The sequence below is a fragment of the Streptococcus sp. DD12 genome (genome assembly GCF_001578885.1).
GTDB lineage: Bacteria > Bacillota > Bacilli > Lactobacillales > Streptococcaceae > Streptococcus.
Genome location: NZ_KQ969495.1, coordinates 901,536 through 914,230, shown reverse-complemented (window position 1 = coordinate 914,230; position 12,695 = coordinate 901,536). Strand labels below are relative to the sequence as shown.

Below are 12,695 nucleotides of genomic sequence, written 5' to 3'. Positions count from 1 at the left end.
TTATTTGAGGCCGTATTTTTTGTTGAAACGGTCCACACGTCCATCGGCTTGGGTGAACTTTTGGCGTCCAGTGTAGAATGGGTGTGAATCAGAAGAAATTTCCACACGAATCAGTGGGTATTCTTTTCCTTCAAATTCAACCGTTTCTTTAGAGTTCAAGGTTGAACCACTAAGGAATTGGAAGCCAGTAGAAGAATCCATGAAGACAACTTCACGATACTCTGGATGGATATCTTTTTTCATTGCTAAAATTTCCTTTCTGCCATGGCTGGTGTCAGCCATAGTTATTAACCATCTTAGTCTATCAAATTTTTAGTGGCTTGGCAAGCAAAATTTTCTCTTTTTGGAGGAGAAATTCTTGTTCCCCTTTTTCAATTGGGGTAAAATAAAGGTATGTGGAAACATATGAAAAATAATCGCACCTTTTCAGTGGTTGCACGGGTTTTAACTGATCTCTATCGGCACCGCTTTACCTATTTGTTAAGGGCTAGTTTGCTTCATTTGGTGATTGTGGTTGGAGGGGTTTATGGGCTCTCCCTCTTATTGCGCATGATTTTAATCGGCACCAATCTCCCAGGTTTGACCATTGATAACTTACGCTCTTTTTTGGTGGACCCTGTAGCCGTTGGCCTATTGATGGTTTATCTCTTGACGGTAGCCCTGCTCTTATTCATTGAGTTTTCAGCGCTTGCTTTGATTCTTCAAGTCAAAGAGGACAACTTGCGGTCGCATGCCAAGCAGTGGTTGTGGCAAGTCTGGACTTTTTTTAAGGGCCTCTTGGGGAGACAGTTCTTTGCTTTTGTGGGTTATCTGCTTTTGACCATTCCTGTCTTGCAGTTCTTTTTGCCATCAGCCCTGTTGCAAAATATCTATATTCCCACCTTTATTGCTGACAATATGACCAATACGGTCCCTCGTCTGATGATTTATTTGTCGCTCTATGCCTTGGTGGTATTTCTCAACTTCCGTTTTCTTTACACTCTTCCTTTGTCTGTCTTGCATCCAGAAGAGCGTTTTAGCCACTTGATGGGCCTATCTTGGCGTAAGACCAGGGGAAAGGCCTTTTGGTCAACCCTTTTGCCCCTGGGTGTCTTGGTTGGTTTTTGGTCTCTTCTAGGACTCCTGGTCGCCCTTGTCTTGGTGTTTGGGCTCATCCTTTTAGGGCAGTTGTTCAATGAGTGGGTGGATATCATCAGCTCTAGTATCACCTGGGGGATACTTTTTGCGGGAAATATCCTCAGTACCCTAGCCACCTTGTCTTTTTTGTTAAATCAGCTTGACGAAGACGCTCAGCCTACCCCTAAAGGCCAGTCCAAAGCTTGGCATAAATGGGGACTTGTCCTCTTGATTAGCCTTATCGGCGGAGTGAACCTCGTAAATGCGGTTTTAAAAGATGAGGGAAGCCGCAACAAGAATCAGGTGATTATTGCCCATCGGGGGGATGTTGGAGCCGGTGTGGAAAATTCGATTCCATCTTTAAAGGCAGCAGCCAAGGCCAAGGCTGACTATTCGGAATTGGATGTGATTTTATCACAAGATGGTGAATTTGTAGTTAGTCACGATGACAATGTCCGACGCCTGACAGGTGTTAACCGTGACATCAGTCAGTCCAAAGCCAGTCAGGTGATTGGGCTCAAAACTCACCAAAACGGCCACCAGGCCCAACTGGTCAGTCTGAAAACCTATATTGCAACTGCTAAATCTTTGGGGATTAAGTTGCTTATCGAACTCAAACCACCTGAAGGGGCTGATTTGAATCGCTATGCCACAAGTATTGTCAGCTTGCTGAAAGCTGAAGGTGTTGAAAAGAATTTCTTGGTCATGTCGCTCAACCTTCCCCTGATGGAAAAAGTGGAGGCACTAGACCCAGCTATTCAAACAGGCTATACCATTTCTTTTCAGCTGGGAGATTTTACCAGCCAAAAGGTTGACTTTTATGCGATAGAAGATTTTTCTTACCGCAGTGCCTTGGCCAAAGAAGCCCACCGACAAGGAAAGAAAGTCTATGTCTGGACCATCAATGAGTCTGATTTGATGAGTACGTATTTTAATGGTAAAAGTGACGGAATCATCACAGACTACCCTAGCCGTGCCTATCAGGAACGGGCCAATGTGACAGATGATAAAACTATCTTAGACACTTTCTTTCAAAACCAATAGAGGGTTTGGGAAAAGCGCGCGATTATGATAAAATAGTAGCCAAAGGAGGGCCTATGGAAGTTACTGTTCAAATGCTTGTGGATAAGGTCAAGCTAGAGGTTGTTTATGCAACACCAGAATTATTGGCCAAAGCGATTACCACATCTGATATTTCACGTCCAGGTTTGGAAATGACGGGCTATTTTGACTACTATGCCCCAGAACGGCTCCAGTTGATTGGGATGAAAGAGTGGTCTTACTTGGTAAAAATGTCGGCCCATAACCGCTACTCGGTTCTTAAGGCCATGTTTCAGGAGGAGACTCCGGCCATTGTGGTGGCACGTGATTTGGAAATTCCCAAGGAGATGCTCAAGGCCGCCGAAGAAATGGGCATTGCCATCTTATCTAGCCGAACACCGACCAGTCGTTTGTCTGGTGAAATGTCCTGGTACTTGCATGCTTGTCTAGCTGAGCGTGCGAGTGTGCACGGGGTTTTGATGGATATCTATGGTATGGGGGTGCTCATTCAAGGGGATTCTGGTATTGGTAAGAGTGAGACAGGTTTAGAATTGGTCAAGCGTGGCCATCGCTTGGTCGCAGATGACCGTGTGGATGTCTATGCCAAGGATGAAAATACCTTGTGGGGCGAACCTGCAGAGATCTTACGTCACCTGTTGGAAATTCGTGGTGTGGGAATTATCGACGTCATGAGCCTTTATGGTGCCAGTGCGGTTAAGGATTCCTCACAGGTCCAGCTGGCCATTTATCTGGAGAATTTTGATACGGGCAAGAGCTTTGATCGTCTAGGCAATGGCAATGAGTCCATTGAGTTACAGGGTGTGACTGTGCCTCGGGTGCGCATTCCTGTGAAGACAGGTCGAAATGTCTCTGTCGTTATTGAGGCAGCTGCGATGAATTACCGGGCCAAACGCATGGGCTTTGATGCGACAAAGACCTTTGAAGACCGTTTGAGCAAGCTGATTGCCAAGAATGAGGAAACCAATGATTAATCCCATTGCCTTTCAACTTGGCCCCTTTGCCATTCACTGGTATGCGATTTGTATTGTGACAGGCCTGGTTTTAGCGGTCCTATTGGCTATCCGTGAGGGGAAACGCTGGGGCATCTCTTCAGATGATATCTTAGACTTTATTTTGTGGGCCTTTCCTCTGGCCATTGTTGGCGCACGTCTTTATTATGTTATTTTTCAATGGTCTTATTACCAAGACCATCCTGACCAAATCATTGCGATTTGGCAAGGCGGCTTGGCCATTTATGGAGGCATTATTTCTGGCTTTTTGGTCCTGGTCTGGTTTTGTTACCAACGGGGCCTGTCACTCTTGACCTTTATGGATGTGGCGGTTCCTGGCCTTATGCTTGCCCAAGCGCTGGGTCGCTGGGGAAACTTTTTCAACCAAGAAGCTTACGGCGCTATCGTAAAGAACCTCGATTGGCTCCCTGCAGGCATTCGTCAACAGATGTTTATCGCAGGGCACTACCGCCAGCCCACCTTCCTCTATGAGTCCAGCTGGAACCTCTTAGGTTTTCTCCTCGTCATAGCCTGTCGCCATCGTTTTAAGGCCCTTAAAGCAGGAGATTTGGCTGGTTTTTACTTAATATGGTACGGATTAGGCCGTTTTGTCATTGAAGGCATGCGGACGGATAGCCTCATGTTGGCTGGTATCCGAGTCTCCCAATGGTTATCTGCCTTGGGAATTCTTGTCGGCTTGATTTTCCTGCTTTACCGACATGTTTATAGCCCCAATACCCAAAAGAAAAGGAGTTTTCATGGCTAATATTGCTTTTTTGATTATTGCTATTGCAGTGGCTGCTTTGGTTGCTGCCATTATCCCGACTTGTCTTAAGATTTCTCGCATTGCTGAGGAGGTCCGTGAGAGTGTCGCCGTTTTTCGTGTGGATTTAGATGTGACCTTGCGTCAGACCAACACCTTGATTGAAAAGACCAATGATTTGGTCGATGACATCAACGAAAAAATGGAGACGGTGGATCCTTTCTTTGAAGCCGTGGCAGACCTGTCAGAGTCAGTTTCTGATTTGAACACACAAGCCCGTGGCTTAGGTGGGCGCGCTTCCGCTCTCGTATCAACTTCAAGCAAGGCAACAGGTGTTTTCGCAGCTGCTCGCTTGGCCGGTAAACTCTTTGGAAAATCACGCAAGTAAGGAGGCTTTCTTATGGGAAATATCTTAAAAATTGCAACAATCGGTGCTATCTCTGGTGCCTGCGCAGCTTATTTTTTATCTACGGAAAAAGGCAAAGAGGTGTCAGCCAAGGCAAAACGAGCCTTTGACGCCTACCAAGAAGATCCTCAAGCCTATCATGACGCTTGGGCGGAAAAGGCCACTGATATTGTAGATCTTGTCAAGGATACTGCTAGCTTTTATTACCATCAAGCAGTGTCTGAAGACCTAGCGCAAGTCCTGCAAGACAAGGCAAAAGAAACACAAGCCAAGGCGAAGGATGTCTTTTCCCAAGCCCATCGTACCAAGGAAGATGTGGCACAGGTTATCAACCAACACAAGGACCAAGTTGTCACTGATGTTGTTGTAGAAGATATTATCATTGACCTGCCAGAATCTATCCGTCAAGAAGACTAAAAAAACTCCAAGACTTTTGTTTTCCCTTTCTCGTGAGAGATTTGTTCGGGGAGATAAAGTCTGGGGTTTTTTAATCTTTTTTGGCTTTTTGAAGGTTTCGGTAGGCACTAGGCGATAGGTGGTAGTAGCGTTTGAATTGTCGGTTGAAGTTAGACAGATTGGTAAAGCCCACCTGATTGGCAATTTCTAAAACAGACAAGAGGGTGTTGGAGAGGAGTTCTGTTGACTTTTGGAGGCGGACTTGGATGATGAATTCGATACAAGACACGCCGGTAAATTGCTTAAAGACGGTCATGAAATGCGCTTTAGAATAGCCCATTTGTTGGGCCAATTGGTCGATAGTCAGCTTGTCTTGGTAGTGCTGGTGAATGATGTCAATAATATCACGAATTTTTTCGCTTTTGCGATACATGTCATCATTGTCTTTTTTAACCACATAGCGGTGGTAAAAGAGCAGATAAATCAGTTCAAAAAGCTGTCCTTGAAGCCTTAGTTCAAAGTGACGGTCTTCTTTTCTAATCCCATCAAAAATGTTGAATAAGCAGGTCTTGATGGCTTGGTAGCCAGGGTCCTGTGGTTGAATGCGAGGCAAAAAGGTCACTTGTGCCTGTTGTAGGGGGGTGAGGTAATAAAGACTTGTCTGATCTGTATGGCTATAGCCCAGCATATCGAGGTGGAATTGCAGCGTGTCTGTCACATGTGGTGTAGACGCATGTGGGTGGATGGAATGGATGGCATGGGGACTCATGAGAATGATATCCCCTGGCTGAGAATCAAAATAGGCGTTATTGACGTGATAACGGGCGCTTCCTTCTCGAATGAATTGGATTTCCACTTCTGGGTGCCAGTGTAAGAGAATATCGGGCTGACCATCCTTGACCTGTGTTTGGTAGAGTTTATAGGGCAAAAGACGGTTGGCAAAAGCGATGTCATGCTTGAATTGCGCGTCAGTTAGAAAATCTTTCATCAGGACTCCTTAATCGTTCTAACCCTATTATACGATAAATTCGCCCTAAATCATAGAATAGTATTAGTTTAACCGAGGATAATAGCAGAAAACCCTTCCAAAATAGGGTATCCTATAGGTAAGTTATCTTAAAAGGAGTCGACAAATGACAGAATTATTTCCACAAGACTTTCTCTGGGGTGGTGCGACCGCTGCTAACCAATATGAAGGGGCCTATGATGCTGACGGCAAGGGCCTTTCCGTCCAAGACGTGACCCCTAAAGGAGGCACGCCCCACCACCCAGGCGACTTAGATCCCATTATCACAGAGGAACCGACAGAGGACAACCTCAAACTTGTCGGGATTGATTTTTACCACCGCTATAAGGAAGACATTGCCCTTTTTGCAGAAATGGGCTTTAAGGTTTACCGTACTTCCATTGCTTGGTCACGGATTTTCCCAAATGGCGATGAGTTAGAGCCAAATGAAGCAGGCCTCCAATTTTACGATGATCTTTTTGACGAGTTGGCAAAATACGGCATCGAACCCCTGGTCACTCTTTCTCACTATGAAACGCCTCTGCACTTGGCGCGTAAGTACAATGGCTGGACCAATCGTCAGTTGATTAGCTTTTATGAACGTTATGTGCGGACAGTCTTTACCCGCTACAAGGATAAAGTCAAGTACTGGTTGACCTTTAATGAAATTAATTCGGTCCTCCATGCGCCCTTTATGAGTGGTGGCATTGCGACCCCAATGGCAGAGCTTTCTCAACAAGAACTCTACCAAGCCGTGCACCATGAGCTGGTTGCTTCAGCGCTTGCGACGAAAATCGGCCACGAGATCAACCCTGATTTTCAAGTCGGCTGTATGGTGCTTTCCATGCCAGCCTATCCAATGACCTCAAAACCACAAGACGTCTGGGCAGCTCACAGCTTTGAAAACCAAAACTACCTCTTCTCAGATATTCATGCGCGTGGCAAGTACCCTGGCTATGCCAAACGTTATTTCCGTGAAAATGGCATTAGCATTGACTTTGCTCCTGGAGATGCGGAACTCTTGGCAGAAAATACGGTTGACTTTATCTCATTTTCATACTACGTGTCTGTCGTTGCAGCCCACGATCCTGAAAACTATGCTTCAGGACGTGGCAATCTCTTGGGTGGCTTGGTCAACCCCTACCTAGAAAGTTCAGAATGGGGCTGGCAGATTGACCCTATCGGTCTGCGCTTGGTTCTCAATGCCTACTATGATCGTTACCAGTTGCCACTCTTTATCGTTGAAAATGGCTTGGGAGCTAAGGATGTCTTAGTTGAAGGGCCAAATGGACCAACAGTTGAAGACGACTACCGAATTGACTACCTGAAGCAACACTTGAAAGAAGTTGGTCAAGCTATTGCTGACGGGGTGGAGCTTCTAGGCTATACCACTTGGGGCTGTATTGACCTCGTGTCGGCTTCAACGGCAGAGATGAGTAAACGCTATGGCTTCATCTACGTAGACCGTAACGATGATGGTTCGGGTAGCCTCAACCGCTACAAGAAGAAATCCTTTGATTGGTATAAGGAAGTCATTGCTACAAATGGAGCCAAACTCTACGAAGATTAGTCCCTTATACCGAAAGAATAGAAAAAATGCCCTAGGGGGCATTTTTTTAGTCTTCGATATAGCGTTTAAGTTCCTGGCCTGATAGCCCGGCACTCAGGGCAATGAGGAGTTTGAGACGGGCTTTGGGGGCATTGAGTTCTTTGACAAACATGACCCCCAGGTCAGCTAGCTGAACGCCTCCGCCTTCGTAGCCGTAAACGGGTTCTGCAATCCCATTGAAGCAGCGAGAAACCAAAACCACGGGCAAACCTTTGGCAATGAGTTCTTTGATACGGTCTGCAGCGACTGGTGGCAGGTTTCCTGCACCGAGGGCTTCGATGACTAAACCGTCGATGTCCTCAGCTTGGATCAGACTTAAAATCCCATCACTCATCCCTGCATAAGCTTTGATAATGGGAACCAAACCAGAAACCTGTGTCAGGTCAAAGCGTTCTCGGGGTTCAGCCGTTTTAAAGTACAAAATATCATGTTTCATGATAATCCCTAGCGGTCCATGGGTTGGTGTTTGAAAGGTCGACACATTGGTGGTGTGGGTTTTGGTAACGTATTTGGCAGCGTGTATTTCGTCATTCATGACCACAAGCACACCTTTACCAATTGACTTGGGATGGGCAGCCACCCGAAGGGCTGTTAAGAAATTATAGCCCCCATCGCTCCCAATTTCATTGGACGAACGCATGGCACCTGTGATGACAACTGGCAGGTCAGGTAAGGCCATGGTATCCAAAAAATAGGCTGTTTCTTCTAGGGTATCTGTCCCATGAGTGATGACAAAACCATCGTAATAGGCCGCCTTTTCCTTGATGACTTCATATAAGTTCAGCATATGTTTGGGATGGATATGAGGGCTAGGAAGATTGAAGATTTCTTGGTTATCAACCGTGACATGGGGTAAGTCCGCCACATTTTGAGCGATGGGATTTTGTCCGCCTTGGACGACGTGACCGTCAGCATCGGCGTGCATGGAGATGGTTCCCCCGGTATGCAGAGCAAGGATTTTAGTCATAAGTGAAGGTCCTTAATTATTTGTAAAATTGTGTTATACTAATTCTAGCATATTTTTGGAGGAGGCGAGACCCTATGGTGACAAAAGCAGTGTTTTTTGATATCGATGGCACCCTGCTCAATGACCGTAAGCGTGTGTCAAAGTCAACACAAGAGGCTATTCAAGCACTAAAGGATAATGGTCTGATTGTGGGATTAGCGACAGGCCGTGGTCCAGCCTTTGCTCATAATTACATGGAAAATCTTCAGTTAGATGTCGCAGTCTGTTACAATGGGCAATATATCTTTACACGAGACCGCATTTTATATCAAAATCAATTAGCCAAATCATCGGTTTATGCCCTTTTACGCTATGCCAAGCGTCACCACAAAGAAGTCTCCTTGGGGCTACAAGATGGGTTAGAGGGCTCTAATATCATCTCAGCAGGAACGAGTTCATTTGGCCAGCTAGTGGCCTCTACCTTGCCCCATAAGTTGGGAAAATTAGCAGAGTCAACCATGAAAAAGGCCATCCGCTCCATCAAGCGACAAAATATGAAAGCCCTCTATACCCTGATGCGGGAACCCACCTATCAGGTTGTCATGGTTTGCAACCGCCGTGAGGAAGAAGAACTGGTAAGGCAATTTCCTTTTATGACCGTTACAAGGAGCAGTCCATACTCCATAGACATTGTCTCAAAGAAGCAATCCAAGCTCAAGGGGATAGCCCGTGTTGGCCAGCTCATGGGGTTTGACACGAATGAAGTGATGGCTTTTGGGGATTCAGACAATGATGAGGAGATGATTAGCCAAGTCGGGGTTGGCGTAGCCATGGGAAATGCCACCCCTAGCCTAAAGGAAAAGGCTAATTTTATCACCCAATCAAACAATCAAGACGGGATAGCCATGGCTTTGGCGCATTATGGTCTCATTCTCTATGAAGGGCAAAGGGTCTTTGAATCTGATGACCAAGCCTTTAACAAGGTCAAAGCTTTCCACCGTTTGATGGATGGCCGTACGCAGGAAACGCCTCGAGTTTATGCGATTAAGGAGGCCGGCCACCGCGCGGACTTCAAGGTTGAGGAAATCGTTGAGTTTTTATATGCAGCGGCTCAGGGCGACCAAGACGCCTTTGCTCAAGCAGTCTTTGACCTGCATGAAGCAGTGGATAAGGCCACGGCTAAGGTTCTTTCAAAAGAAAGCACCGCCTCACCCCTGGTTGGCCAAGTGGATGCCTTGGTGGATTTGCTCTATTTGACCTATGGGTCATTTGTCCTGATGGGCGTTGACCCCAAGATTCCATTTGATTGTGTGCATGAGGCCAATATGGGAAAAATTTTCCCTGATGGCAAGGCGCACTTTGACCCTATCACCCATAAAATTCTCAAACCCGATGATTGGGAAAGTCGCTTTGCTCCCGAGGCTGACCTGAAAAAGGAAATTGATCGGCAAATTCAAAAATCCAACTTGAAACAAGCCAGCCAAGAATCTTCTCAGACACCAGAAAAAAAGGTCTAAACGGACAAATGGTTCGTTTAGACCTTTTGATTTATCAAAGATTAGGACCTTAGCGTATGGATGGTATAAAAGGTGGCATACATCAACAGCAAGCCAGCAAGCAAGGCAAGGGGTATCGCGAAGTAAGTGGCTAGCCCCAGAGATAAGAAGAAGAAGCCTGAGAAAATGGTTGCGATAGCATAGACAAAAAGACGCACAAAAAAATGCAAGTCGCGATGCTTGACGCTCTCCTTTTGTTTTTCTGCTTCGTAAAACTCATAGGCCGGTGTGATGGGAATCATTTCTAATGATTGGTCTTCATCGGGCCGGCGTTGTAAATTATCAGCCATTTCTCGCTCCTCGTACACTTAAAACCCATTATAGCATAGAATAAAGGCTGTGACACATCCAAATGACCCTTTTTTGTAAAAAAATCGTTATTTCTACATACCAATACCAATAAATGGTATTGCAATACTAGAGAAATCAAGCTAATTTCTTTCCCCTTCTATCCGGAAAGCAGGCTTTGTGGTATAATAGGGGTTATGGAAAAAATTGTTATCACTGCTACAGCAGAATCCATCGAACAGGTGAAAGAGCTTCTTGCAGCTGGTGTTGACCGCATTTATATTGGTGAAGCGGACTATGGCCTGCGACTCCCACATAATTTCACTTATGATGAGATACGCACCATTGCTCGCCTGGTTCACGAAGCTGGTAAAGAACTGACTGTTGCCGCAAATGCCTTGATGCATCAAGAAATGATGGACAGGATTAAACCTTTCTTGGACTTGATGAAAGAAATCCAAGTGGATTATCTGGTCGTTGGTGATGCAGGTCTTTTTTATGTCAATAAACGAGATGGCTACAACTTTAAACTGATTTATGATACTTCGGTCTTTGTCACCTCTAGTCGCCAGATTAATTTCTGGAAAGACCACGGGGCAGTTGAGGCTGTTTTGGCACGGGAAATTCCCAAAGAAGAGCTATTTGACATTGCAGAAAACTTGCTCATGCCGGCAGAAATTCTGGTGTATGGGGCTTCTGTCATTCATCACTCTAAACGGGCGCTTTTGCAGAATTATTATAATTTCACCCAAGCTGATGAGAGTGACAAGTCAAAAGAACGTGGTCTCTTCTTGGCTGAGCCAAATGACCCAGAGAGTCATTATTCCATCTATGAAGACAAGCACGGGACGCATATTTTCATCAATAATGATATCGATATGATGACCAAGTTGACCGACCTAGTGGCTCACAACTATAGCCATTGGAAACTAGACGGTATCTTTTGTCCCGGAGATGATTTTGTTGAGATTGCTAAAATCTTTGTCCAGGCGCGTGATTTACTAGCCAAGGGGGAATTTTCACAAGACCAAGCCTTCTTGTTGGACGAGGCTGTCAGAAAACACCATCCTAAGGAACGTGGGCTGGATACTGGCTTTTACGAATTTGACCGCAATAAGGTTAAATAAACTGTTTCTTGCACCAGAGAGAGTTTGCTATTTCAGGGCTGGTGCATGCCCTTTTTATGCTGTTTGACACACAGTGATATCTTGCTATCTTGAAAATAGGAGAAAATCATGTCAGAAACCAAAAAACGCCCAGAGGTTTTATCACCTGCAGGGACGCTTGAAAAATTAAAAGTTGCCGTTGATTATGGCGCAGATGCTGTGTTTGTGGGCGGACAGGCCTATGGTCTGCGTAGCCGTGCGGGGAACTTCTCCATGGAAGAGCTCCAAGAAGGTATTGATTATGCTCATGCCAAAGGTGCGAAGGTCTATGTCGCCGCTAATATGGTGACCCATGAAGGAAACGAAGTGGGAGCCGGTGCTTGGTTTAGGGAGTTACGCGACCGTGGCCTAGATGCCGTTATCGTCAGTGACCCAGCCTTGATTACCATCTGTGCAACAGAAGCCCCTGGTTTGGAAATCCACCTCTCCACTCAGGCTTCCTCAACCAACTATGAGACCTTTGAATTTTGGAAAGAGTTGGGCTTGACACGCGTGGTCCTAGCGCGTGAAGTAACCATGGAGGAGTTAGCTGAAATCCGTAGACGGACCAGTGTTGAAATTGAAGCTTTTGTTCATGGTGCCATGTGTATTTCTTATTCTGGGCGCTGTGTGCTCTCCAACCACATGTCAAACCGTGATGCCAACCGGGGAGGTTGCTCGCAATCTTGTCGTTGGAAATACAATCTCTATGATTTGCCTTTTGGGGACGAACGTCGGAGCATTGAAGGGCAAGTCCCAGAAGAATTTTCCATGTCAGCGGTGGACATGTGCATGATTGACCATATTCCTGATATGATTGAAAATGGGGTGGACAGTCTAAAAATTGAAGGTCGGATGAAGTCCGTCCATTATGTGTCTACGGTGACCAATTGCTACAAGGCAGCCGTAGATGCTTACTTGGAAAGCCCAGAGGCCTTTGAAGCTATCAAACAAGACCTCATTGATGAGTTGTGGAAAGTCGCACAACGGGAATTGGCAACAGGTTTTTATTACCATGCGCCAACGGAAAATGAGCAGTTGTTTGGGGCAAGGCGTAAAATCCCACAATACAAATTTATCGCTGAGGTTGTCGCTTATGATGCCGACAGTCAAACGGCAACCTTGCGCCAACGGAATGTTATCAACGAAGGGGACCGTGTAGAATTTTACGGACCTGGCTTCAGACATTTTGAGGCGACGATTGAAAACTTGACAAATGATAAGGGGGAACGCATTGACCGTGCGCCTAACCCAATGGAACTTGTTACCATTCACCTGGAAGAACCCGTTCAAGCCGGTGATATGGTGCGTTCTTGTCAAGCTGGTTTGATAAACCTTTATAAGGATGGTAAAGCGGTAACCGTGCGTGCCTAAAACTCAGGCCAAGACAGCTGTCTTGGCCTTTTTTGTGAC

General features: G+C 45.8%; 13 protein-coding genes. 9 read left to right on the top strand and 4 right to left on the bottom strand.

Going from position 1 to position 12,695, the window contains the following annotated elements; translation table 11 throughout:
• Window positions 1-243, bottom strand: a complete 243-nt coding sequence (locus tag STRDD12_RS04225; RefSeq protein ID WP_066915450.1) for a type B 50S ribosomal protein L31 — start codon at window positions 241-243, stop codon at window positions 1-3.
• Window positions 244-405: 162 nt separating this feature from the next.
• On the opposite strand from STRDD12_RS04225, the gene STRDD12_RS04220 reads away from it, so the two are divergent.
• From STRDD12_RS04220 to STRDD12_RS04200, 5 genes are read left to right on the top strand one after another with little or no spacing between them, the layout of a single operon-like run.
• Entirely contained in the window at window positions 406-2,160 is a 1,755-nt protein-coding gene (locus STRDD12_RS04220; RefSeq protein ID WP_066915448.1) for a glycerophosphodiester phosphodiesterase, read from the top strand.
• A 53-nt stretch (window positions 2,161-2,213) separates the two neighbouring features.
• Window positions 2,214-3,149, top strand: coding sequence for an HPr(Ser) kinase/phosphatase (gene hprK / locus STRDD12_RS04215; RefSeq protein ID WP_066915446.1), 936 nt, complete (start codon window positions 2,214-2,216; stop codon window positions 3,147-3,149).
• Complete coding sequence (lgt, locus tag STRDD12_RS04210) at window positions 3,142-3,933, top strand: prolipoprotein diacylglyceryl transferase (protein ID WP_066915444.1); 792 nt, start codon at window positions 3,142-3,144, stop codon at window positions 3,931-3,933. Before hprK ends, lgt begins: the two co-directional genes overlap by 8 nt.
• Window positions 3,926-4,318: a DUF948 domain-containing protein gene (locus tag STRDD12_RS04205; protein ID WP_066915442.1), complete on the top strand. Its 393-nt coding sequence runs from the start codon at window positions 3,926-3,928 to the stop codon at window positions 4,316-4,318. The genes lgt and STRDD12_RS04205 overlap by 8 nt, the downstream gene beginning before the upstream one ends.
• 12 nt (window positions 4,319-4,330) lie before the next feature.
• Window positions 4,331-4,753, top strand: coding sequence for a YtxH domain-containing protein (locus tag STRDD12_RS04200; RefSeq protein WP_066915440.1), 423 nt, complete (start codon window positions 4,331-4,333; stop codon window positions 4,751-4,753).
• 70 nt (window positions 4,754-4,823) lie between these two features.
• Here the strand turns inward: STRDD12_RS04200 and STRDD12_RS04195 are convergent, their stop codons facing one another.
• Window positions 4,824-5,720, bottom strand: coding sequence for an AraC family transcriptional regulator (locus tag STRDD12_RS04195; RefSeq protein WP_066915438.1), 897 nt, complete (start codon window positions 5,718-5,720; stop codon window positions 4,824-4,826).
• A 145-nt stretch (window positions 5,721-5,865) separates the two neighbouring features.
• Here STRDD12_RS04195 and STRDD12_RS04190 point away from each other — a divergent pair, with 145 nt between their 5' ends.
• The gene (locus tag STRDD12_RS04190; RefSeq protein ID WP_066915436.1) at window positions 5,866-7,308 is read left to right on the top strand and encodes a glycoside hydrolase family 1 protein; all 1,443 of its coding nucleotides are present in this window, start codon (window positions 5,866-5,868) and stop codon (window positions 7,306-7,308) included.
• 46 nt (window positions 7,309-7,354) lie between these two features.
• On the opposite strand, the gene STRDD12_RS04185 is transcribed toward STRDD12_RS04190, so the two are convergent.
• Window positions 7,355-8,314 carry an asparaginase gene (locus tag STRDD12_RS04185; protein ID WP_066915434.1) on the bottom strand — a complete coding sequence of 320 codons (960 nt, stop codon included), beginning with the start codon at window positions 8,312-8,314 and terminating at the stop codon, window positions 7,355-7,357.
• Window positions 8,315-8,388: 74 nt separating this feature from the next.
• Between STRDD12_RS04185 and STRDD12_RS04180 the strand changes: the two genes are divergently transcribed.
• Window positions 8,389-9,810 (top strand): Cof-type HAD-IIB family hydrolase, encoded by a 1,422-nt coding sequence (locus tag STRDD12_RS04180; protein WP_066915432.1) that lies wholly within the window; start codon window positions 8,389-8,391, stop codon window positions 9,808-9,810.
• Between the two features lie 41 nt (window positions 9,811-9,851).
• Here STRDD12_RS04180 and STRDD12_RS04175 read toward each other — a convergent pair whose 3' ends face one another.
• Window positions 9,852-10,139 carry a DUF3270 family protein gene (locus tag STRDD12_RS04175; RefSeq protein WP_066915430.1) on the bottom strand — a complete coding sequence of 96 codons (288 nt, stop codon included), beginning with the start codon at window positions 10,137-10,139 and terminating at the stop codon, window positions 9,852-9,854.
• A gap of 195 nt (window positions 10,140-10,334) precedes the next feature.
• Between STRDD12_RS04175 and STRDD12_RS04170 the strand changes: the two genes are divergently transcribed.
• Both STRDD12_RS04170 and STRDD12_RS04165 read left to right on the top strand, forming a co-directional pair.
• On the top strand, window positions 10,335-11,264 hold the full coding sequence (locus STRDD12_RS04170; protein ID WP_066915428.1) for a peptidase U32 family protein: 930 nt from the start codon (window positions 10,335-10,337) through the stop codon (window positions 11,262-11,264).
• A gap of 108 nt (window positions 11,265-11,372) precedes the next feature.
• A complete protein-coding gene (locus tag STRDD12_RS04165) occupies window positions 11,373-12,656 on the top strand; it encodes a peptidase U32 family protein (protein ID WP_066915426.1) in 1,284 nt (427 codons plus the stop codon).
• Window positions 12,657-12,695 lie beyond the last annotated feature (39 nt).